Origin of the sequence: Actimicrobium sp. CCI2.3, from assembly GCF_035019065.1 — a bacterium.
In the GTDB taxonomy this organism is placed as follows: domain Bacteria; phylum Pseudomonadota; class Gammaproteobacteria; order Burkholderiales; family Burkholderiaceae_D; genus Actimicrobium.
Window position 1 is genome coordinate 1 of sequence record NZ_JASJWR010000045.1, and the last position, 24382, is coordinate 24382.

The following is a 24382-nucleotide window of genomic DNA, read 5'->3' on the forward strand; positions in this document are numbered from 1 at the left end:
TTGGAAATGCTCAGTCCTTGATCTTTGATCATGCGCACGACTTCCAGCTTAAGCTCGATGTCGAAGTGTTTTTTAGTCATGTAATTTCCTCAGTTAGCGGGAGTGTGCTCCCATTGAGGTGTCCGATTTCATTAGACCACTACACTGTGTTCACTCAGACATTTGATCCAATACGTACAGCAGAATTTCGCGAGAAGATATTGGCGGCGGGTCTGCCGATATAGTGGATCGCATAGGTCATCAAACAAACCTCCGTTTTATTGCCTGGGGCGACCGTGAGGACGCGAGCTGCCTGACCACTACATCTAGTATTTTGGTCAGTCGCAAATCATGTGAGCTGGCGGCGGCCTATTGCAAGCTCGTCGCACAGTGGGTGAGCTCATTCGCAAACAATGTGAGTACGAGCCGCTGGTGAGTCGTAATTAACCTAGGCTCAGATTGGCGCTGATTGCGAGCAGGACCATTTTCGATTGCAAGCCGTTACAGTTACAGCGTTGTTGTCAGGTGCTTACTTGGCCAGATGTTCGACCAAGAGTGTTGTGCCGACGACGATCAGCACCACGCCACCGAGCATTTCTGCGCGCTTGCCTATCGCATCACCCAGGCGGCGACCGATCAGGACACCAATCGTCACCATGACAGTGGTTGCCGTTCCGATTGCTGCTGCAACGATCCAGATATTGACATCGATAAAAGCGAGGCCGACACCAATAACGAGGGCATCGATGCTGGTCGCTACAGCTGTCAGCGCAAGCATCAGGATGGATTTGCTTCTGGGCGCTTCAACCACCTCCGCATCACTGTCCTGTGATCCGACGTAGATCATCCGTCCACCCAGGACGAGCAGCATCCAGAAAGCAATCCAGTGGTCCCATTCAGACAACCAATGTACATCGGCAGCCAACGAGCCAACGGTCCAGCCGAGGAGAGGCGTGATGGTCTCGATGGTGCCAAACAACATGCCGATTTTAAAGGCCTGCATGAAGCGGATTTTTCCCAGTGCAGCGCCTTTGCCGATTGCTGCGGCAAACGCGTCTGTTGACATGGCAAGGGCAAGAAGAACGATGGCGATGAAATTCATGGACGATTTTTCTTTCGGTTGGGCACAAGATCAAAGACATTTGCCGCGCGCCCAACCTCAACGCGGAAATGTCCTTGGTCTCGCCAACCGAAAGGTGCGCACGCCACGGCAGGTGTGCCGAGTATGTTGACGTGAGCGCTTTTGTCTGACGACAAAAACAGGCTACTCCCCAAAGAGTGGCTGGAGTCTAGCGCAGATCGTCACGACTGGATAGGCAATTGATGCCGGGCCTGCAAGCTTCCTTCGACCGCTTTTCCTGTCCGACCGAGTGCGGCGATCTGGTCGAGTGCCGCCAGCGCATCACCGGTCATGCTTGCACCGGCTGCACCGGCGATCACCATCGGTGCGCTGATACACAAGCGCAGCGCCATGACCGGCATGCCTGCGCGCTCGCCACACGCCACCGGTTGTCCGAGTTGATAGCGTGGTTCGCCGTGCATCAATGCCTGATGCAGGGCGCGGGTTTGTGCGGCAGGGAAGTAGCTGCCGTCGGCATGACGAAGCAGGAATGGAAAGATCGTTTGCAAGCTATCCCATCCGGCATTGGCCCGGCAGAGCGGTGCCACCGGCAACGCTTCGAGCAGCGGATCAGCGGCGATGCGCGCGTGGACTGCCTGACCACATGTCGTCAACAACGTGCTGACCTGCGCTTGGGGCAAGGCATGGAAGCGCTGCAATTCGACCAGCGCGGCCTGCCAGCGCAGGAGCAGTCCGAAGTTCGTCGACATCGGCAACGATTGTCCGCAGCGCCAGGTCGCCGGCCAGTCGGCGGCACAGGAATACGCACCGACCGCCGGGTCCAGCACCGCGTCGCGATGGCGTGTGGCCAGTCTCGCTGGCACCAGCAGCACGCCGCAAAATGTGGGTCCGCCAGCAAATTTGGAACCGGTCAGGGCGACAAGGAATCCGCACGCCAGATAGTCGCGTACGCTCGCCGCCGACAACCTGAACTGACAGGCATCGACCAGCACCGTGACCTGTTCCGGCCAGCGCTGCTGCAGCGCCAGCACGGTCGCGCGTCCGGGTACCAGTAAGCCCGTCTTGCTCTGATCAGTCAGGACCAGCAGCACGCGCTGGCCGGCTGCGGCGGCTTGCGTGACAGCAGCCATGCACTCGCCATCGACCTGTTCGGGATTACGCACACTGCCATCGACGTGACGGGGTTGCAGCATCACTAGTGCCGGTTGCCAGGTGTCCAAAGGTGCACCGACCGGTACCAGCGTGTTGTAGGCGGCGCAACTGCTGTAATGATTTCCGCGCAAGGCCGCTGGCAAGCCGCTGCCGGTTTCGGCGGCGGCAATCATCACGACGCAGTCCGGTTTCAGCCACTGGCCAGCCAGCAAGTGCAGGTCGGTGCCGGAGGCCGCCAGCACTGCGCCGGTATCGGGCCAACCGCACAGCGCGATCAGTTCAGTGCGCAGGCGTTCGGCTTCGCTGGCATAGACCGTTTGCGGCGATTGATCGCGCAAGCGCGCAGTGTAATGCGCGTGCAGCGTCCGGGCTGCCGCATGACCGGCGACCGAAATCGCCGATGCCGTCGACGAACCGAGGGCCACCAAACCGGCATCAGGGCAGGGCAGGCAGCCATAGCGCGAACGACCGCTGCGGGCATCGAGCACCAGGCGATCATCGCCGCCGGATAACAGCACATCCTGCAGGGCAGGCAGCATGGGTCAGACCGTCGCGCGGGTTTTTTCCAGCAACTGGCGAAAGGCGGCGAAGACCTTGTGCATGATCGGTTTCTTGTACGGGAACAGGTCGTCAGGGTCCATGTCATGGACGATCATCGCGTTGTCGACTTCAAAGATCAGCAATTTGCCGTCCGGGGTTTCGGCGCAATCGATACCGACATAAGCCAGCCCGAGACGGTCGTGAATCGCCTGTATCGCGCTGGCATGGCGCAGCGCGAATTGCGTGTCGAAGTGGGCCATGCAGTCGGCTTCTTCGTCACGCTTCGTCTGGCTTTCGGTCATGCCGGCATTGAGGTAGTGAATCATCCAGTGCGATGAAATCGCGAAGTGACAAATGAACGGCTTGCCATCGACCAACGTGATCCGGTATTTGCGGAACTGGCCGTCGGCATTGCGGTAATCAACAAAACGCGACAGGTAAAAATCCGTGGCCTCGACCCGCTCCAGGTAACCGGTGGCGTCATCGGCGGTTGCAAGCTTGTCGAGATGCGTGCCGGCATGCGACCCGATGGGCCGCACGATCACCGGAAAATCGCCATCGTGCAGCAGTGCCGTCGCTGCCAGCGAACCGTTGGCGATGGCGTGCAACTGATCGCGCGTGATGCGCACCGTGGCCGGCATCTCGACACCGGGAATCGCTGCCAGCGCGGCGCAGGCACCATCGCGTGACAGCACGGCAATGCATTCGGGACGATTGATGACGGGGCGCGGCCAGTCCTGCAGGTCCGCAGCCAGTCGCTGCAGCAACGGCTGATTGGCATCGGATTCGGCCACGCCAACGAGCAGCACGTCATGTTCGGGAATCTCCTCCGGCCAGTCCGATGCGCTCGTCAAGTACAGCATCGTCAGTGCGATATCGCTGTCTTCAACCAAAAACTCGACCGGCGTATTGGCCATCAGATCGCCCGGTCCCATGATCACCAGCAGACGCAGACCGGAACCGGAACGGCGTGCCGGCAGACTGTACAACTGACGGATCGCGATGGCTTCGGCTTGCACGGCTAGCGCATCGGCACGGTTACCGGTCAGTTGCAGCACCGTCGAAAAATCCAGATAGGCATGCGCGTCGGTCGGATCCTGCTGCGCACGGAGCAGTAAATCCTGACCATCCTGCACCAGACTTTCACCGGCAAAAGCACGACGCATCAATGGCGCGACACCGATCAAGGGCGGCAAACCCGGCATGGAAGAGGGCATGGGAATCAGCTTTCTGGGTGGGAGCAATGAGCGGCACCGATGGATAGCGTGGCGCGAATGAGCGCATCGACATCGACAGCAGTGGTGCGGTGATTGACGATGGCCGCGCGCAGCACCAGCTGGCCACGGATCGTGGTGATCGATGGCGCGGCAATGCCGGACTCTTGCAGGTCGATGGCAATGGCGCCATTGATGCGGTCCGACTCGGTACAGCGATAGCGGAAGCACACAATATTGAGCGCCACCGGCGCCATCAGTTCGAGTTCGGGATGCCGAGCGATTTGCTGCACCAGATAGCGCGCCAGCGCGCAGGTCCCGGCGATCATGGTGCCGAGCTGGTCACTGCCATAAACAGTCAGCGTGAACCAGGTCTTGAGTGCCCGAAAACCACGCGACAGGTCCGGCCCGAAATCGCATGGCCACGGGGACGCGGCTGCCATGCCACGCGTGTCGCGGCGCAAATAGGCCGCTGGTGACGCGAAGGTATCGAGATGCTGCTGGCCATCGCGCACGATGATGAAGCCGGCGTCGTAGGGGACTTGTCCCCACTTGTGAAAGTCGAAGGCAATCGAATCGGCCCGCTCGATCCCCGCCAGTTGCGGTGCGATCTCCGGCGACAGCATGCCGAGCGCGCCATACGCGCCATCGACATGAAACCAGATGCCGTGACGCGCGGCGATATCGGCGATCGCAGTTAGATTGTCGACCGCACCGACATCGACGGTGCCTGCCGTGCCGGCAATAAAAAACGGTTGCAGGCCGGCGGCGATGTCGGCAGCGATGGTGCTTTCGAGGACGGCGATATCCATTTCGAAGGCGGCGTTTTCCGGGATGCGACGCAGCGCATCGAACCCCAGGCCGCACAGGTCAAGCGCCTGCGCAATACAACCATGCGCACCGTCCGAGGTATAGGCAACCAGCCGGTTGCCGCTGACGCCGCGCTCGCGCACCGAACCGCCCAGCGCACGCGTGCGTGCCACCAGCAACGCAATCATGTTCGCCATCGACGCACCGGTGACGAACAGGCCGGTGGCCTCGTCCGGAAAACCGAATAGCTCGCGCACCCATTGCAGCACCTGACGCTCGACCACAATCGGCATCTGGTTACGGCCACCGAGATTGGCATTGAGCCCGGCCGCCAGCAGTTCGGCCATCATGCCAACCGGGGTACCACCACCTTGCACCCAGCCAAAAAAGCCCGGATGGGCGTTGCCCGGACCGTACGGCAGGACCGATTGCATGAACGTCGCATGGGCATCGGCCAGCGTGCCCGGTGTATGCGGCATTGCTTCTTTGAACGCCTCCCGCGCGCTTGCCGGAATGGGTTGCCAGACCGGTCGGTCACGCAGGTGCTGCTGATAGTCGAGCATGTCATCGAGCATCCGATGACTCTGTTCTCTGAAGTCTTGCCAGTTGTCGGGGTCGAGTGTCACGTGTGCGGTTATCCGGAAGCCTGCCCCAGGGAAAAGGGCATGTTGTCGAATGATGCGTGTTTCGAGTGAAAAGCGGAAGTGCGAGCAACGGTTCTTTTGGTCCGCTATTCGGCAGATCGGAGGACAGTCTGTCCAGACCGCTACGCGTGTCAACAAATAAAAGGAACCAGACTGAGTCGCGTGCCACACACGCCGGTGGATTGCGATGCGAGGCCATTTTTTGGCGCAATAAGAGGCAGTGTTAAGTGATCCTGTTGAACCCGTTTCAAAGTATTCCTGCACCGCCGCACAGTGAGGGTGGTGGGATTTTTGCAAATCAACTCATCGTTCTTTCTGAGTAAAAAATAGTCGTTGAAAATTAATTAATAACAGTCGAGGGCAAGAGCTAAAGGGCTACGAAGGAGGAAGTCTTTCAAAAAAAGAAAGCGACAAGGTTAAAAGTGCGGAAAGAGGAATTCAGGCACAGGCAGGAGTACGTCGACTCGGTAGATCATTCAAGAATATGCTTACGCCGGGGATGAGTGATGCAGATAAAATAAATGCATACAAGAAAAGATAATACATTTAACTCATTAACTCGAGGACTTTATTATGAAACGCGTAGGCCAATATTTACAACGTCAATATTCAAGAATAGTTGATAATGTGTACAGAAAAAATAATCATGATCCTTGCGCTGCGCCAAGAACACAATGCCATAAAAACAGCGAATTTAGGAAGCGCACTGATAGTCATTTGAGTGATGATCTAAAAAATTGTTTCAAGAAAAAAACCGAGCAGGAAGAAATAGAATATCAATTAGAATTACGCAGAAAGTCTGAAAGACAAAAACTTGAAAATGAAAAACTGAATGGACCATTGAGTATTTATCATTTGTCAGAACTGACGGCCAAAGAGTTTAACTTTGAAAAGGTAAATAAAGGCAACAAGGAGGAATTATATGATTTATTTTTGGAGCTAGAAGAAAATACATATAAATTTAAAAGCAAGTGGAAATATGTAAAAAATTTTTTTGAAGATGAGATTAAAAATGCTTCAGTAGAAAATCCCGTTGTAACTTGTCGATTCCCAGATAATGTTCCACTCGTAGAAAGTACGGCAATTCCTGATCATACTCGTCCTAATGTATTTATTCATGCAAATACGATGGATCTTGGTACTGATAGAAAATTCATTGCGTCACAAAGACCCAAGGGAAGTGAAATTCCGGGATTCTGGAATGCAGTTCGCGAACACTCTGTTTCTGTAATTATTGATTTGACGAATGCAAACGATGCGAAGGACCGAGATTGGAAGAATTATTGCCCCACATTGCCTTTCTGGAAAATGGATTTTAAAGGTTTCCGTGTAATTAAAAAAGTCTTGCAAGGTGAAAAGAATACATCCGACTTCTTCAAGGAAAATATCCGGCAGCAGAGCCTAGTCATCCATTTAGATAATGCATCACATTCGCTGGAAAGAATAAATTTTCATCAATGGCCTGATGGCAGGGTTGTAGACCCGAAGGTATTGATCGACCTTGCTGACCTAGCCGAATCGCTAGCAAAAAATAAAACCGATCCGATATTAATCCATTGCAGAGCGGGGGTTGGAAGAACAGGGACGTTGATGAGTTTCATGGCTGCCAGGGAGATCCTTTCCAAGAAACTCGCCGCCACCGATACGGTGCCTGATATGCAGGCAATTCTTCACACTGTGCTTGAAGTCGTGGCAAAAGGACGTATTGCTCGCGGGCGATTGTTTGTGCAAGAAAAGGAACAGTTTGCATTGATTGTGGATGCACTCATTCTGCATTTTGAGAATGTGAAAGTTAAGCCGACACCGTTGCCCCAGAATATCGGTGTACCGCTCGCTGCAAACGCAGCCGTTCGTTTACGAGAGCGCATCAAGCAAAGCAATAAAACAATCCTGGGAAAAATTGGCACTAAACCTCGCACCAATGCGTTGTCAGCCATCACAGAAGTTGATGAGTCAAATTTGTCTACCGCTGAAGTAAAAGACACCGTAAGGCATCTGCCCACCGCTATGAGCGGCAGTTTTGTAGCACCTCTGTCGGCCAATAAAGACCGCTCTGATGATCAATTTGACGCCCAGGTTGAGCAAGACATTCCAGGCATTGCCTCCTCGGTGTGGAACACATTGAATGTCAATTCCCCTGAAAGGGAGTTGGATTGCCTGAACGCCGATGAAGTCGATGACAACGGCACCAACGTGTCATGTCCCAGGCACTCTGCGGTCGAGGTAGACATTCCAGGAAATAGCAAAAAGATTCATGCGAACCATGTGCATTTTCAACCGTCCCGCTCTGAGGTAGAACTGGGGCTGAATGGAAATAGCTACATCGCAGGGCAAGCGCCAAGGCAATTTGATGCCTGTGAGCGCTTGCTGTTCAAGGGCATAGAATCCCGGCAGGGAATTTTCCAGATCGTTTCCGAGCGGTCACAACAGGCGTTGGTCGGCCCGGACTCCGATCGCGAATCCGGGAGATCCATCAGGTCGTTGATCGAGCAGCTGCGCGAAGGGATGGCACATAATCCGACGCTGACCATTGGCGGACGCTACGAGGTGGATTCCCTGGAGCACTGGCTTGATGGAACGTCGTCATCGACGTATTTGCTCACGGTAAAAGACACACATGCGGATAACCGACTTATCTCGATTCCTCTGACACAGACGGGCTTGAAGTTTGAAGATCGTGTTCTGAAAGTACCGGAAATCGCTGCGGCCAGTGAAGAATTAGCTGCTCATCTTGCGGTTAGCGACGTGTTCTATCCCCAGGCCGTTGTTGAGCCCATCATCATCAGTACCGCCGGCGTCGGCCGCAACGCCACGCTGATGGTCTACCGGCAAATCAAGTCGCTCATAGGAAGCGGAGAAATTACTACCGAAGGCGAACTTCATGCAGCCTTACTGCGCGAAATTACGATCGGACGTAATGCACGGGGACCACGGTTCGTGCATTCGGAAGCGCAACTGGAACAGTTGACGGCTGCGCTGGTGGCGTTGCTGCCTGGTCAGGCATCCGCGTAGATACTCAGCAGTAGCGGTTGTGCCAGTGTCTTGTCGAACGCGATGATCTGTCGGCACATGCTGCGATCGATGAAGTGTCCCGCTGCCAACAAGAGTGATCCGTTCGGCAAGACCAGATCCTGCGCCAGCGTGACCCCCGGTTGCACTGTGGCTGCAGGAATTTGAATCGCGTTGCGCGCGGTCTCGGCGTTGCCCGCCAGGCTGTCGAGCATCCGGAACAACGCTGTCACAAGCTGTGGATCGTACTGCTTGCCGTGATCCTGCAAGAGCATTTCCCTGGCCTCGTCCGGCCATATCTTGCGCGGATAAATCTGGCCGGTTTGCAGGTTGTCGTAATCGCTGACCAGCGCCAGGATGCGTGCACCCAGCGGGATGTCGTGGCCGTTCAGCCCATCGGGATAGCCACTGCCGTCGAAGCGCTCCTGTTGCGCGCGCACCAGTTTTGCGGCACCGCGCAGTTCGGTCAGCGGCATCAGCAACTGCTCACCCTGAATCGGATATTTGCGGTACTCGCTGCTTTGTTCGCGGCTCATCACCGCCCGCGGCAATTTGAGCATGTCATCGGTCAGTCCGATCTTGCCGATGTCATGCATCATCGCCGCCAGGTAGATGTCTTTTGTGGTGGTGTCGTCGCAACCCAGTTGCACGGCAAGTTGGCGAGCGAGGTCGGCGACGCGCAACGAATGACCAGCCAGATTGCCACCGCGCATTTCAATCAAATTGGAGAACACCTTGATTGACAACAGGAAATGGGTTTTCAGCTCGGTATTGAGTTCGACCAGATTGTCCCGGGCCTGCTCCAGTTCGGCAGTGCGCTCGCGCACCTTGGTTGCGAGACTGTCATTGAGCATCACCAGTTCACTATTTTGCAACAGGGTCAGCGCTTCCAGTCGTCTGCGCTCCTGTTCAAGCAGCTTGTGTTCAAGTGCATGTCGCACCGTCAGAAGGATGTCGTTATCGTCCCACGGCTTCGTGATGTAACGATAAATTTCGCCGCGGTTGATGGCATCGAGAATAGTCGCGATATCGGCATGGCCGGTCAGCAGCAGACGCACCGTGTCGGGCCACCAGATGCGGACTTCCTCCAGAAATTGCGCGCCACTCATGACGGGCATACGCATGTCGGAGATCACCAGGTCGACCGGATGTTGCGCCAGTAGTTCAAGCCCTGCGGCACCGCTGTCTGCGATCAGTATCTTGAAATTTTCATTGCGAAACAGGCGGCACAACGCGGACAAAATGTTGGGCTCGTCATCAACCAGCAGAATCAGGGGCATGGCGGGACTCTCGTTAAATGGGTTGTCGCAACGGCAGGGTGACCCGGAACGTCGTGCCGACTCCCACGGTACTGTCGACATCAATCCGGCCATGGTGCTTGCTGACGATGCCATAGGACATCGATAGCCCGAGACCCGTACCGGTGCCGATTGGCTTGGTGGTAAAAAAAGGATCGAAAATGCGCTGGCGATTCTCTGCACTGATACCGGAACCGTCGTCGGCCACTTCGATCCAGGCGGACTTGGACGTGCAGCCGGTCCGGATCGTGATAGTGCCGCGTGCAGTACCAATTGACTGCGCGGCATTGATGATGAGGTTCATGACGACCTGATTGATTTGCGACGGCAGGCACTCGACATCGGGCAGTGTGCCAAAGGCGAGGATCACATTGGCCTTGTAACGCACTTCATTGCTGACAATATTGAGGGTCGAATTGATACCCGGGTGCAGGTCAGTGAGTTGCCAGTCCATCGCATTATCAACGCGTGAAAAATCCTTCAGGTCCTGAACGATCTGTCGTACCCGCACAATGCCTTCCAGTGATTCGCGCATCATCACCGGGATATCGGCCTTCAGGTAACTGAGATCAATGCGATCACGCAGCGCACTCAGATCGTGGCGTATCGCGGCCTGGCTGATCAGCGGCTCGGATTTTTCATAGGCATCGAGCATGTCCATCAGTTGTGCCAGGTACCGATCCAGCATTCCGAAATTGGAAAAAATATAGCTGATCGGATTATTGATTTCGTGCGCCACACCCGCAGCAAGCTGGCCGATCGAGGCCAGTTTTTCTGATTGCAGCAGTTGTTGTTGCAGGCTTATCAGCTGCTCATTGGCCCGTGTCAGCTCATCATTGCGTCGCATCAGTTCAGCGGTGCGGTGGATGACCAATTGCTCAAGATCGACATGCACTTTTTGAAGCGCTTGCTCGGCGTGTTTTTGCGCACTGACATCTTGCAGCGTCTCGATGGCGCCCACTACATTGCCTAACCGGTTGTAGACCGGCCCGGCAGAGAACTGAATCCACTTGCCTCCATGTACCATGCGCGGAAAAAAAGTTTCGCCGATGAACGTGCAGGGCATCAGCAGCGAGCAACGGACATTGTTCGGAAAATAGCTCTGGATCGGCCCGGTCAGATCACCGTCGATGATCAGGTCGGCCAGGACGGGCTGCTTCGTATCGTAAAAAGGCTGCCACTGATTTCTCGTGCCAAGCATGGCCGACGCCGGCACCCCCGTCAGGATTTCGCACGCGCGGTTCCATTGTGTGACGACGTGCTCGGTATTGATCGCGAAGGCGGGCACCGGTGAATCCTTCAGATGGCCGATACCATTGATGAAGTCGTTCTCGGTAGTTGCATTGAAATTGACGCGATAGTCAAACACGAAGTTACGCGGTGGTGACATGGTGGTAGTTAGGGTTGGCCTTCGCTATGGTTAGCAGCGCGGTTGCAGCGCAGTTGCAATAAAAAACAGTTCAACAAGTCCGCGACCAGGACCTGCATTCAATGCCATGGAGCTGACTTTCTGCCTGATGCGATAGCCCGTTTCACTGAGCGATTCGGCAAAAAAATCATGTCCGCGCCTGTGTAATGAAGATGCAAAAGCAGCCGCATTAACAGTTTCCTCATGGAAACTTTAGTCTATCTTAGATAGACTATTTTTACGATCATCATTTGCTGTTACTTGAGGTCGAAATCATTGGATGGCTTTGAGTTTTTCCTTGCTGCTCCCACTAAAAAATCCGATAAGTTTCGGCGACACAGGCCGGTGGCCTCGTTGGGCAAACCGTACGGCTCGCGTGCCCATTGCAACACTTTGCGTTCCACGACAATCTGGTCTCCGGGAAAGGGGCGTGTACCGGCACCATGCGGGTCATGGCGGCTTGATCGCTTTGCGTTGGCAGGCCTGCGATATCAGCCAGAGTCTCAAAGAGGCGGCGATCTCTTCTCCATTTTTTAGCGATTGCGATGGAACTGTGCTGCATCCCGGAGCACTTATCTGCCACAAACTGGCTGCGGCAAGCAGGCAGTCGGTGGCAGAAATAGCCACTCGTCTTTTGAGGTTCCGCAAGCGTCAAACGCGCTTTTTATTCATTTACTGCCCCAAGCCTATGCCATTTCCGACTCTGAAATTTCATCGTCCTTCGTTCGTCAAGAACACGCCTGCACTCAATGCGCTGACAGCCAAAGGTGCGCACGCCGCCGATGTGGCGATCAACGTCACGCAACACCGCAACGCGGAAAATCCTTCCCGTCGTCCTTTCAGTCATTACCGTGCGCGGGTAGCCGCCCTGACCGGGATGGCAAGGCAGCGAACGTCGTCGCCTGCACCACGGACTGCTGAATTGGCCGATCCCCTCATCGAACCTGCGCAGCCGCAAAGTACGTCGTCGCCATTACTGGCATTACCTGCTGACGTACTGGATGTGGTGTTGAAAAGTGCACTGTCAAATGATCATCTCATTGAACAAGTGAACCAGCTTCGCAGCACAAACAAGCATCTGAAAGAGTGGGTTGATGACTACCTGCGGCAACCTGCGCAAAGTGAGTTGGCTCTGCGCATCACCGGCAACAGCATCCGCCATATCGCGCTATCCGACAAATTCAATGATGAAGAATTTCAGGCGCAAGTGAAAAACCTCATCGACAGAAACACGCACGTCGGTGCCAGCATCAGTGATATCGCTGACCCACGGCGACGTCAAATTGTGATCGATTGTCTTGCCAGCGCCACGCACCTGGTTTCCGTTGATCTCAACGCGAGTCAGATGCCAGAAAGCGTGGGTGCAGTGCTGGCTGCGACCAATGAACTGCGTACTGCCAATCCCGGCTTGACCCGGTTTCGGCTCGACATGAGTCACAACAACCTTGGCAATCAAGCAGCGCAAATATTGGCGTCAAATTCCGCCATCACAAGGTTGGATGTGAGTCGCAACCAAATCGGGGTTCAAGGGGCGCAGGCGCTGGCGGCAAATACCATTATCGAAGAGCTGAATCTGAATCAAAATCAGGTTGGCTCCGACGGCGCACAGGCACTGGCGGCAAACACCCGCATCACGCAGTTGAATTTGAATTGGAACAGCATCGGCGATTTAGCGATGCCGGCGTTGGCGGCAAACACCACCATTACACGGCTGTATTTGTGTGGCAACGACATCAGCGCGACTGGCGCTCAGGCACTGGCGACAAGCACCACCATTGAAGAGCTCGATGTCAGTATCAACAACATCCACGATGACGGTATTGCGGCACTGGCGGAAAACACCTCCATCAAACGGCTCAATATTAGTTTTACCCACATGGGTCTTTTAGGGGTGCTGGCATTCGTGAGAAGCACCTTCCAAAGAGAGCTGGATGTGCGTGGGAATCTTCTCGGTAATTTAGGCTTGTTGGCATTGTCTGCAAACGATGCCCTGACGTTGCGACCAATGCCATAGATAATTTTTTCGCCACCACTGTCGTATGGTGCAACGTGCGATGTGGCGATTTTTTTTCAAGACGATTGATTGCAGCCGGGTCTTCGCCAGGATGATCAAGATGCAGAGTTGCCAGAAGTTGGCAAGCGAGGCGACACCAACCATCGACGGTCTCTCGCGTAGGGTGCAATAAACAAAGGGCATTGCACCGAATGCATCGCTGATCGGCGTCAAGACTGCTAACTGCCGGTATTGAGGCACTGGCAGAAAACGCAGGCCTCAATCCGTTTTCAGCAGTGGGATGACAGGAATTTTCTTGCCATGCAGGGAACTGCTGGTCGTTTCAGATTACTTATGCAGCAATTGCGTTGGACACGTCCTCGGCAATTTGGCAGCGGGGAAGTGCCGATCACCTGACTTGAAAGAAACATGCGTCATGAGACTGTCAATTGGAAAATTTAATGTTGTCGGGCACCGACCGAATAGCGCCATTTACGATATAGACGGGACCCCGCGGAATTTGACCGTGCCAGAAAGAATTAAAGACACTCTGCCGATCAAATGGCGCGAAAAACACGCTGTCGAGCGGGAATTGGCAGTGTGGATAAGGCAAGTCCCGCGTGCGGAGCGCTTTTACTGTCGGCAAGTTGCTGATCACGTGGAGGCAATGCTGGTGAGTGGATCTACGGTTTTTAACTTTGATAACAGGCAATCGGTACACGCCACCAGCCTGCCACCCTTACCATCAACGCTGACCGAATTGACGATGGATGGCGGTGGACGCGCAACAGGGGCTAGGCCCTACCATGAACTTGCCAAACACAGCACTCCGCCGGATTTCTCCAGGTATCCCGCCTTGCAGAAAGTGAAGATTGAGGGTTTCTCCTACCTCACCACTGAACCGGACTTTTCCGGGTGTCCTGCGTTGACCACGATCGAAATGGAATCTTGTTTTCGCCTCGTTAGTGGACCAAATGTCACCGGATGTTCAGCATTGAAAACATTCAAGATGACCAATTGCGACTTCCTCACCACGTTGCCTGATTTTTCCAGCTGTTCTGCGCTGACCGAGGTGGATCTGAGGAATAGAGGTTTTACGTCCTACGACTCGAGGTATGGAATACTCGTAGTGCCGGATCTGTCCGGGAGTCCTGCACTGATTTCATTGGACATGCGCGGTCACCCGATCACCAGTTTGCCCGAGCATGTTATGGCCCTGCCGCAGGAGTGTGACGTTCTGCTCACCTCTGATGGTCTGACTGATGCGACCCGTCACCGACTTGCTGCGCGCATGAATGCATCGCGCTATGCCGGTCCACGGATACAGTTTTTCAACAGCTACGGTGAACCAGTAGCCATCCTTCCAGCAGCGCCAACGCAGCCACTACCGTCAGGCACGCAAATGCTTGCCTCCGGCACGCGACAGCCGACCAGAATCATCCCCCATAGCCGCCAAAATAGTGCGCACCAGATACCTCAGCAAACAAGACTAATGCTGCAAGCCTGGCGCGAACAGGCGGGCGGTGACACCGACGAAGCGATGCAGCGCTTCAATCACATGATGACCTGCTGCGGCCACACGCTGAACTGGTCTGGGCTGAACCTGAACAGCGTGCCTGACTGTTTCGGACAACTGCGCTTTATCGAACAACTCGACGTCGGTGACAACGCGTTGCCTAGCCTGCCTGCGAGCATCGGCCAGCTCGCCAATCTTACCCATCTGGACGCGCACAACAATGCCTTATCGTCCCTGCCTGAAAGCCTCATCCAACTTCAACGCCTGCAACGTCTGAACCTCGAAGGCAACCTTCTCACAGAATTGCCGCATGATCTGCATCGGCTGACCGCGTTACGCGAACTGCGGCTGTGTGACAACCAGATCGCCAGTGCCGATCAACGCTTTGCCGGGATGATTGCCTTGCTGGAACTGAATCTGGAACGCAATCCGATACGCCTGATCCCAGCCGATCTGGACCGGCTGGAACCGACCACACTGATCCACGCGCAGAACGCCAGCATGACGGCAGAGGACAGGGCAATCATGACAGGCAATCGCCCATCGCCTTGCCTCTACGTATCCAGCGAACTGGAGCCACTGCTTCACAGCCACATCACAGGCCGAACGACTGATCCCATCGCCCTCCGGGAACCTCAGCGCCGTATTCAGTTGCTGCTGGAAAGCGCAACCTACCTGCATTCCCGCATGGAGTCCGACGTCCAGCGCATTGATCTCGGCAACCGCCAGCTGACCCGCAAAGACTGTCTGCTGATGGCGCTCGAAACAGCACTCGAACATCACCATGACCTCATTCCCGTGATCAGCCATCGTCTGATCCATGACTTGCCCGACGATACCGATCGTTTCGCACTCTTCGGCAGCCATTTACCGCGCGAACGCATTAGCGAATGGGCAAACAAGAGAAATCTGCCTGTGCAAACAATCGTCGACGAGGTAGCGGTGAATGTGGGCTACCAGATGCGTACCGAGGATAGCCAGAATGTGCATGCGCCGGTGGTCCTGATCGCTGGCGCACGTGTGCTTGCGCGCCTGCGCCAGCAAGTGCCGACGCCGTTATCACACGCCCAAACCCGCGCCGATATCGCCGCACATTTGCAAGCAACCGGTGCGCCTGCCGACGCCTTGCTGGGACTTGATCAGGTCATGAACCGCACTCATCAGCTGGCTGATTTTGCGACGAGCGCAGCGACCGCCATGGCCTTGCTCTGGACTTACATCCAACAGACCGAGGCACAGCCGTTGCGGGACAACTTGCTCAATGCCATGCAAGACCGGCTCAGTGAAATCACCCCGAATATTTGCGCCGTCGGCGCGATCCAGCGCGTCATCGATATCCCGAACGCAGTCGACTTTTCGCTGACAGGCGCGATTTCGATGGCCGAGCTCGGGGAGGAAATGCGCCAACTCGCGGCCGCAGTGAACGAGGAATTTGACCTTCTGTATGGCACCGTGCCGGAACCGGAAAAGACCACACAGGAACTTGATTTGTCGCCGAAGAAGCTGATGTCCAACATGGCAAAAGCTCCCACAGATTTCACCTCTACGAAGAACTTGTTAGTCAAGGCTATCGAGTCGGGTGCGGGACTCTACGAATTTGTTTCGTGGCGCGCGCAGCACCGTCCAGAAAAAAGTTTATCGACCTCCATCATCAAGAGCTTGCTCGACAGACTGGAGTACAGCGCAGGAAAAATACACCTCGATCATCGCTATGAGATCGACCGCATCGAACAGTTTGACCAGCCCGATGCACCGGAAGACCGCGATCACCTCCGTGTGCAACTGACTGCGCGCGACAGGCAAACCGATGTGCAGCATCGGATTCCTTTGACCCAAGTCGGCCTGCAATTTACCGACAAAGTATTGCGTAGCGCTGCAATCAAACGTGCCGATGCGCTTCTTGACCAGCATCTGGCGCAGTGCGCTGATCCTGCGCGCAGCGGCCAATTGCCGATCATGGTGACGACCAGCGGCAGCGACCGCAATCTGTTGTTGCGGGCGTATCGGGCTATCCGGCAAGGTATCCGTGACGACGTAGTGCGCGATGTCGCGGATCTTGACGCGACGCTGGCACGTTTGAAAGAGACCAGCCAGCAACTGCGCGGCAGAAACCGAGGCTTTACCGACGAACAAATCGCCGAACTGAAAATCCTGTTGGTGCAAGAGTTCGCTCCCCGCGAGTTCGCCCGACAAGAACAGATCGACGTGGCAGCCAGCGCCATCAAACGCGAACTGTTCAAACAGAAAGCGCATCTTGAACTGGTCATGCTGCGGGGGCTGGATGCCGGTTTGGTGGCAAGGGAAACTGAGCGGATTTTTCCGGTGGGGATGGTGCTTTGAGGGTGCTGCGTTAGGTATACCTGATTGAAGTAAGGCTCTCTGGCGGCGATGAGCGTGCGTAGAGACAAATATTAACTGACTATGAAATGAACATTGACATGACTATCCCTCCTACCTCGAACGTCTCCCCAACTCCATCTCGCCAGTCTGTGCGTTACCCGCCAGATGATTCTTCCAACTCACCTGGATCGAGTGGCGAGGGCTCAGCTTCCCTGCCAGGGGGATCAAGTCACAGCGGTTCCAGAAGTGGGCAAGCGAGGCGACATAGCATCACTAGTCGAGGCAGAATCATTTCAATAACGCTGACGGAGTTGCTCAGGGGGCTGAAGAAATTTACTGACGATCTTGCGGCGAAAATGGTGCGGAAGAATGCCTACGTCAACGTAGATGAAGTCGAACACAATGCGACAAATATCCGGTGTCCTGCCGAAAACATCGTAACGACAACACCATGGCTAGGTAATGGGGAACCGATCAATTGCAATCTGCATGCCAACGAAATCACGTTCAAAACAGACTCACCGCAGGAAAAGAGCAAGAAATATATCGCGGCACAATCCCCAATCCCAAAGAAAGATGACGAACACGGATTTTTTGCTTGCGAAAAGTTTCTGGCAAAAGCCATCGAGGACAAGTCGGGGCTATTCCAGTTTGTATCGCCATCAAGAAAGGGGGAAAGTAACTACATCAGCAAGCGATCGATTGTCGGGCAGCTCAAGGCAAAATGGGATGAGTCAGGTGGAAATCTGGTTATCGGCGGCCGGTACAAAGTGACAAATTTTGACCCGATGGAAACCGTCCTTACGGATGGTACTTTGGGCACTCACGACTCGCACTTCATCTTTGAAGTAGAAGACACACGACTCGGATCTGATGCCAAAGAATTCCCCATTTCAATTGTCCTGACGCAGGCACAAGTGAACTTCGACAATAAATTGTTATCTGCAAAAGGAATTCGCGAGGCAAGCAAGTTGATGGACGAGCATAAGCTAAGGGCAGGCACACCTGAGACGGGGCCTGATGCAATGGTCATCAGCCACGCCGGTATCGGGCGCAATGCAACATTGATTGTTTATCGCGAAATTCTTGGCCGCATCAAGAACGGCTTAATTCCCAACACTACTCAACTCGAAAAAGAAGTAATCGCTTTGATCGAACAAGGACGCGCCGTACGTGGGCCACAATTTGTGCACTCGGAAGAACAGGTCTGTGAGTTATTCAAGGCACTGCAGGAGAAATTGCCGAATGAAAGAAGTTCAGAAGAGCTTCCGATTGATCAACAGCCGGAAATCCAAGGCAATAACGCCGACAAAGCGCCTGACTTGCCGAAGCCAAAGAAGAAAGACGCTGTTCGTTCAATTGACGCTCATGGTGTAGATGATATCCCGACACAGTCACAGCCAGAAGTCAACACACACCCTGCAGCAGAAGTTGGAGAGAAGGAAATCAACTCCTCGACGGAGATTCAGCAACAGCCGCCCGACGGGCTTGATGTGCATATTGACTCTGCCAAAGACGCTCAGATAAAGAGTGATCGTTTGATGGCAGAGAAAATGCAAGATAGGAATGTTCTGGGTGATGAGCCGATTAAGCGCACACCCGCGGGTAAAGCATTTGAGGCCAGTCGCTTTGTACGGCGGAGGAACGTCGGCGGCAACAACTGCCTATTTCATGCTATCGCGGGAACACAAAACCATGTTAAGGGTAGCTTATCCGACGACGAGATGAAGGTTCTCAGGAACAGGGTCGCAAACGTTTTAGAAAAAAAACCAGACAACTCAAACAAACCAAACATCCATTATCACGACTACTGCCTGACTGTTCTTTCTGGCCGGGAGCCACCTAAAGATATGCAAGGAAATCCAATTTTTTTTAACAATACAGACGGTACGATTACTCGTCATGTGTCAAATGCAATGATGGCTGAGGTACAGCGCCAGTTAGGCCATATAGCTGGTGACAAGGAAATTGCACAATGGCTTGAACTGGAAGGAAATGAGGACAAGACAGTCGTTGTCGTTGACGAGCAAGCAGGCAGTGAGTCGATCGTCACCTTCCATAACGGCAAACGCAAAACATGGGAATTGAAAAAACACCCCACATTGCGTGAGGAAGACGTAGTACAAATTATCCGCGCAAGTATTGCAACGGCGGTGGCTGAAGAACAGGGAGGAGTGCCGCCCTCTGATCGCACCCAGCTTGCCATTTTCAGGACGCAAGGACATTTTGAGGCGATCACCGGAGTCAATAACAATAGAGTTGCAGCCAGGTCGAAACAAAAACATCTTGCCGATATAGAACGGCAAATTGAAATGGCTAACACAGTTGATATCAGCAACCTGTAATCAACCCGCCCATAGACTCTGGTGGGATGGCTAATGGGCGATGCCGCCACGTCTCCGGCAGAGCCTTGCAGCCTGTACCAGCACTCGCCATCGCCCTAATCCGGCTCAATCACCACCTGCACCGCGTCACTACAAAACCGCGAAATGCCATATGTAATGGCAACACCATGCCCATCGACATAAACAGTCGCGTAGGGCGCAATAACCAAAGGGCATTGCATCGAGTGCACCACCGATCGGCGCCAATACTGCGAACGCATCCGGTGCAATGCCCTGCGGTTATTGCACCCTACGAAGTGGCTTTCGTATGTCGAGCACAGCTTGCTATACCCACGCGCGCTGACTGAAGCCTAGTCGCCAATCGTGATGATCTGATTCAGCAGGTTGCCAGCTAACGACATGATTTCAAGGGGTACTTTTTTCCAGGGATGCGGCTTCGCTGCGCGATATTGCCAATCAAAACTTTTCGGCTGATGCGCGAGGATGTAACTTGCCTTTCCTTTTTCGCCTATGGAATTCACTGCAAACGGATTGGACTCGTTCGATGGCGATGCGGTCACCGGCGATCCAATCACGATCCGGGTCCGGGCATTGAATGCTTTGGGTGACAACATCAAGAAAGGGGGCATGTCTTTCATTTCACGTTCGACCTGCGGATTGAAGTCAATCCAGATAATGTCTTGCCGGTCCGGCCCCCAGATTTTGCTGACCATCAGAAGTCTTCCGCGCCAATTCGTGCCGACGGCATTGCCTCACCGCCGTGTTTATCCGGGTCGAATGCAGCTAACCTTTGTGCCAGTGTGCGTGGTGGCGTTCCTTTGCGATGAATCACTACGCCAAGATTATCCGTCGTCACTTCGACCGATTGCCCCGCTACAAAATTGACTTTGCGGGCAAGTGCAGCGGGTATCCGGATGGCGGGGCTGTTGCCCCATTTCTGTACGGTTACCGTAGCTGTTTTACTCATCGTTGCTCCCTGGTTGTTGACTGCTCCAGTGTCAACATTACGGAGGATGTGTCAACGTGACTAACCGTTTTGTCACGGCGAGCAACAGCATTGTTGAATCCATCGATAGACGGTGCCACTGATGTGGCTTTCTGCATTGCTCCCGAATGAGTATCTGTGGCACCGTCTCGCACGGCATTACGCGTGCGCAGGCGGCTATCGGCGGCCCTCACCATTCCACAAATTCCCGAAAAGCCGACGGAGGTTATTGTCCTCATTCGGATTTGGCGCAGGGGGCTGCATCTGAACGATACCTGCGTCATCCTGCAGTACGCCAAGCCTCTGGGCGTGGTCGTTGGTGCGCGCGTTCAATTCTGCGATCTGGATCTGGATTTTCTGACCCTGCGCCAACTGGCCTTGGCCGGACTCGTCGCGCGGCATCAGCGTTGCTGCCAGGGGGCCGTCAGATGAGGTGTCGATATCGGTCTCTGGCTTCAGCTTGCTCACGCTTTTTTTCAGCATGCGCAGATCCGCATCCGCACGCTGTTTGTCTTGTACCAGTCCGGCGACCTGATCACCCAGCTCGGCGACCGCCGCTTTTTCGGGCGTATCGTCGAGCGACACCTGCAGCGTATTGACGTCTTCTTTCAGGCTTGCCAGTGCGCGGTGCAGCACTTGCAGTTGCGGCGTCAGCGTCTGGAGTTCGGCATGCGCGCTGGCGGTGCTGTTGTGCGTCAGGGTCAGGTTCGTTTGCAGGGAAGCCAACTGAGCGTTGAGCCCGTCGACCGCACGATGCAAGACGCCAATCATCGGATCGGCGGGTTTGTTGGTTAACGTTTGCAGCTCGGTGCGCAGGTTACTGTTCTCGCTTTCCATCGCGGCGAAGCGCTGATTGGTCTGCGCTAGCAAGGCCATTAGTTCTTGATTCTGATTTTGCAGCATTTGCACAGTACGCCTGTCCTCTTCCTGCTGCGCCGTCAGTGCTTGTTGCTGGCTATTCAATGCAGCAAACTGCTGCACGATCTGCGCCATCTGTGCCGTCAGCAGGTGCACACCGGCTTGCCTCGCCGCATCCGGAGTCGGCGTGCTTGTCCCCGGCAACTGCCCGCTTTGCGGTGTGGCTCCCGTACCTGCCGCTACCGTTACTGCTCCTGGCCCGGCAGACCGCATCAGCCTATCGATGATCTGCTGGTGTTTTTTACCAAGCTCCTGCGCTATTTCCCGGGCCCGCGCCGGCGAACGATCTCTGATCGATCCCGCGACTTTGGTCAGTGCCACGGTGAGCAGGCGGGTAACCGCGAGATCAGGATCGTTGTCGGCGAAGGTTTTTTCCGGTTGCATGAACGCGGCGAAGATCTTGTTTGTATAGGTTAGAAAAGCAGCGGTGGGGATGTCGCTGGCGCCGACAGCGTTGCCGGATTGCTGTCCCGAAGCGCCACCGGGCGAGTTCTTTTTCTCGCAATGGTGAATTGCCAGTCGGTACGACAGCGCATGCGCCATGCGGTGCATGGTGGCTTCCCGCTGCAGCAGCGTACCGTCATTGCCGACCGTCTCCGCCGCATCCACCCCTTTCAACAGACCGCTCGCCATGCGTCGACTATCGATGGCGCTGATAGCGGCTTTCGCCCCTTCTGCCACCTGGTTGCCGCCAAGCGGCACCAACCCAAACAGACCGGCCATTGTCTTCAAACCAGCCGCACCCGTGGACACCATGCCGTGGTTGGTCCCGTCGATGCCGGAAACATCCTGTGCAGTATTGTTACTCAATGCGATCAACGCCTTGAACAGGAGGTTGTAGAGCTTTTGCCCACCTTCGGCGGTAGTCGGATAAACCGTTTTCAGCGCCCCAACCTCGGCTGCCCACTGCTGTTTTTTACTGTCATCGGCAAACTTGATTTGTATGAATTGGATTAACTTGTCCATTTCTTCGGGCGATGGTGTCGCACCCTGCATGACCAGCGACTGGCTGGTCATGGCGTCGATGATGTCTTGCTCCATCGTTGCCAGTGCGGTCAGTGTGGCGTGTTGTTCTGGGGTGAAGGTGTGGTGGAGTGGGGAGGTGTGGGCGGCTAGTAGTTCAGCGATGCGGTGGTGTTCGTCGGGGGTGTAGGATGGTTGGTGGTAAGGCGGTTTGGTGGCGGGCGCGGTGGCACTTTGGCCGATAAGATCCGGGTGGTCTGATTGCCATTGGCGGGCTTGCTCTGCGCAGTTGTGATTCATCTCACCAATGATGTCCGCGGGAATGTTTAGTTGCGGATTATTATCAAGAAGAAGCGATCTTAGTCCTTCCGGCAAGAGCGGCAGGCTGGTCAGTTTGTTACTGTGTGCTTTGAGCCATTTCAGTTTTAGTGGTAAGTCCGGCAGGATAGACAGATAGTTGCTGCTTACAGAGAGTAGTGTCAGTTCTGATGGCAATAAGGTTTGTAGGCTGATCAACTGGTTATTGCATACACCGAGCTCTGTCAGTCCGACCGGCAGTTTCGGCAGGCTCCTCAGTTGGTTGAAGTCTGCTCGGAGCCTTGTCAGTCCTTTCGGCAATTCCGGCAGGAGTGTCAGCTTATTTTTTTCTACATTGAGTGTTGTGAGACCTCCTGGTAATTCCGGCAGGTTTGTCAACTTGTTTCTTTCTACATTGAGTGTTGTGAGACCTTCCGGTAATTCCGGCAGGCTTATCAGCGCGTTTTCGGCTGCAAAGAGCGCTGTCAGGCCCAGCGGCAAGCGAGGCAGTGTCGACAACTTGTTGAGAACGACATCAAGCTCTGTTAGCCCTGGCGGCAAGGGCGGTAGGCTGGCTAGCTGATTTTTTCGTGCATTGAGCGTTGTCAATTCTTGCGGCAAGGGCGGCAGACTGGTCAGGTGGTTATGGCTTACGTCGAGCTCTGTCAATCTTGGCGGCAAGAGCGGCAGGGATGTTAGTCCTAAAAGGGGCAGTGATAATTCGTGTGAATCCGTCTCAATGACATGTCGAATCCTCCTTACCGCTTTCCGTCGCGCATCGACCTCTTCGCCCTCCGGTGCATCGTTCTCCCACTCCACAAGCTGCCGTTCATAATCACGCGCACGCACTGCTTCTTGCGCATCGGCATCAACCTCGATATGGCTCCGTGCTTGCGCCCCGGGTGATGCCGCACTGCCGGTTATCCGGTTGCGTACCGCATCGTGCCTACGCGCGGCTTGCACGTTGGAGAACTGCGGGTTGTTGCTGGCAGCAGGCGGTGACGCCGCTGCATGCGCCCTGGATGTCACAGCGGCAGGCCCTGTAACTGCTAGCGCCGGAGGGTCGACAGGTCTCCTGGTGTCGCGCTGATTTGGTGCCAAAGGCTTGATAGTGCGGGAGGTGGCGTTCTGTTTGTTGTCCATAGAAATGAAGGTTGTCTGGTGTTGGTTGGCGCACACGGCAAGCACCGGTGCAGGTGAAAGCAGCGGTAAGTGGCAAGTTCACGCTGATAGTTCCCTGTTGCTTCCCGCACCACCTCAGATTTATGTAGCTCTCCGTAATTCCGTATTTGCCAACTTTTCGCAATTGTTCATATCAACCATTGGCGATGGCAACAGAAAACGGCATTGATTGGGCTGACGAATTTGGCTGCGAGAGACAGCGCACTGCTGGCAATTTCCACCCAGGCCAGGTGGCCGAAACGCGGATCGTGTGCCGACAATCCGACCTCACCAATGGCAGCGACACAAATCCCTGCATTCCCCTAATCCGGCTCAATCACCACCTGCACCGCCGCACTACAAAACTGCAACCACAGTATTCGATCGCAACCCCATCGCCATCGACATAAACAGTATCCACACACAGGATAGGCAGGCTGACCGGTTGTCCGAGTTGCTGGGCCAGCTGCTTATCCGGCAAGCGCGCGGTGACCCGGCTCATGCGGCGCTGGAATTGCACCACGCCGAATTGCGCCAGCGCCAGATGCGTCACGCCACTGTGCGCATACAGTCGCGTAGCATACAAGGGTGCAATAACCAAAGGGCATTGCACCGAGTGCACCACCGATCGGCGCCAATACTGCGAACGCATCCGGTGCAATGCCCTGCGGTTATTGCACCCTACGATTTTGGTAGAACCGGCTGCGCCATGACCAACCATCCACGGCC

General features: G+C 54.9%; 15 protein-coding genes and 1 riboswitch. Of the genes, 5 read left to right on the forward strand and 10 right to left on the reverse strand.

What is annotated here, in order from left to right:
• Window positions 1-224, forward strand: a 224-nt coding sequence (locus tag QN370_RS19025; protein ID WP_323581788.1) for a hypothetical protein, incomplete at its 5' end; no start/stop codon positions are given.
• A 284-nt stretch (window positions 225-508) separates the two neighbouring features.
• Here the strand turns inward: QN370_RS19025 and QN370_RS19030 are convergent.
• From QN370_RS19030 to QN370_RS19045, 4 genes are all read right to left on the reverse strand, one after another.
• A complete protein-coding gene (locus QN370_RS19030; RefSeq protein WP_323581789.1) occupies window positions 509-1081 on the reverse strand; it encodes a manganese efflux pump MntP family protein in 573 nt (190 codons plus the stop codon).
• 2 nt (window positions 1082-1083) lie between these two features.
• A riboswitch (yybP-ykoY riboswitch) is annotated at window positions 1084-1264 on the reverse strand.
• A 17-nt stretch (window positions 1265-1281) separates the two neighbouring features.
• Complete coding sequence (locus tag QN370_RS19035; RefSeq protein ID WP_322125752.1) at window positions 1282-2751, reverse strand: hypothetical protein; 1470 nt, start codon at window positions 2749-2751, stop codon at window positions 1282-1284.
• Between the two features lie 3 nt (window positions 2752-2754).
• A complete protein-coding gene (locus QN370_RS19040) occupies window positions 2755-3969 on the reverse strand; it encodes a RimK family alpha-L-glutamate ligase (RefSeq protein WP_322125753.1) in 1215 nt (404 codons plus the stop codon).
• Window positions 3970-3974: 5 nt separating this feature from the next.
• On the reverse strand, window positions 3975-5402 hold the full coding sequence (locus QN370_RS19045; protein ID WP_322125754.1) for a pyridoxal phosphate-dependent decarboxylase family protein: 1428 nt from the start codon (window positions 5400-5402) through the stop codon (window positions 3975-3977).
• Between the two features lie 591 nt (window positions 5403-5993).
• Here QN370_RS19045 and QN370_RS19050 point away from each other — a divergent pair.
• Window positions 5994-8432, forward strand: a complete 2439-nt coding sequence (locus QN370_RS19050) for a protein-tyrosine phosphatase family protein (protein WP_322125755.1) — start codon at window positions 5994-5996, stop codon at window positions 8430-8432.
• On the opposite strand, the gene QN370_RS19055 is transcribed toward QN370_RS19050, so the two are convergent.
• Entirely contained in the window at window positions 8417-9709 is a 1293-nt protein-coding gene (locus tag QN370_RS19055; RefSeq protein WP_322125756.1) for an HD domain-containing phosphohydrolase, read from the reverse strand. The genes QN370_RS19050 and QN370_RS19055 overlap by 16 nt on opposite strands.
• A 13-nt stretch (window positions 9710-9722) precedes the next feature.
• Window positions 9723-11117 (reverse strand): ATP-binding protein, encoded by a 1395-nt coding sequence (locus tag QN370_RS19060; RefSeq protein WP_322125757.1) that lies wholly within the window; start codon window positions 11115-11117, stop codon window positions 9723-9725.
• 448 nt (window positions 11118-11565) lie between these two features.
• Here QN370_RS19060 and QN370_RS19065 point away from each other — a divergent pair, with 448 nt between their 5' ends.
• The 3 genes from QN370_RS19065 (at window position 11566) to QN370_RS19075 (ending at window position 19329) form a co-directional block, all read left to right on the forward strand.
• Window positions 11566-13149 carry a hypothetical protein gene (locus QN370_RS19065; protein ID WP_322125758.1) on the forward strand — a complete coding sequence of 528 codons (1584 nt, stop codon included), beginning with the start codon at window positions 11566-11568 and terminating at the stop codon, window positions 13147-13149.
• A 280-nt stretch (window positions 13150-13429) separates the two neighbouring features.
• Entirely contained in the window at window positions 13430-16984 is a 3555-nt protein-coding gene (locus QN370_RS19070) for a hypothetical protein (RefSeq protein ID WP_322125759.1), read from the forward strand.
• Between the two features lie 98 nt (window positions 16985-17082).
• Complete coding sequence (locus QN370_RS19075; RefSeq protein WP_322125760.1) at window positions 17083-19329, forward strand: hypothetical protein; 2247 nt, start codon at window positions 17083-17085, stop codon at window positions 19327-19329.
• A gap of 350 nt (window positions 19330-19679) precedes the next feature.
• On the opposite strand, the gene QN370_RS19080 is transcribed toward QN370_RS19075, so the two are convergent.
• The 4 genes from QN370_RS19080 to QN370_RS19095 all read right to left on the reverse strand — a co-directional run bounded on the left by QN370_RS19080 (window position 19680) and on the right by QN370_RS19095 (window position 24239).
• Window positions 19680-20042 carry a type II toxin-antitoxin system PemK/MazF family toxin gene (locus tag QN370_RS19080; protein WP_322125761.1) on the reverse strand — a complete coding sequence of 121 codons (363 nt, stop codon included), beginning with the start codon at window positions 20040-20042 and terminating at the stop codon, window positions 19680-19682.
• Window positions 20042-20296: an AbrB/MazE/SpoVT family DNA-binding domain-containing protein gene (locus QN370_RS19085; RefSeq protein ID WP_322125762.1), complete on the reverse strand. Its 255-nt coding sequence runs from the start codon at window positions 20294-20296 to the stop codon at window positions 20042-20044. The genes QN370_RS19080 and QN370_RS19085 overlap by 1 nt, the downstream gene beginning before the upstream one ends.
• A gap of 195 nt (window positions 20297-20491) precedes the next feature.
• A complete protein-coding gene (locus QN370_RS19090; protein ID WP_322125763.1) occupies window positions 20492-23671 on the reverse strand; it encodes a hypothetical protein in 3180 nt (1059 codons plus the stop codon).
• Between the two features lie 319 nt (window positions 23672-23990).
• On the reverse strand, window positions 23991-24239 hold the full coding sequence (locus QN370_RS19095; RefSeq protein WP_323581790.1) for a UTRA domain-containing protein: 249 nt from the start codon (window positions 24237-24239) through the stop codon (window positions 23991-23993).
• Between the last annotated feature and the right edge of the window lie 143 nt (window positions 24240-24382).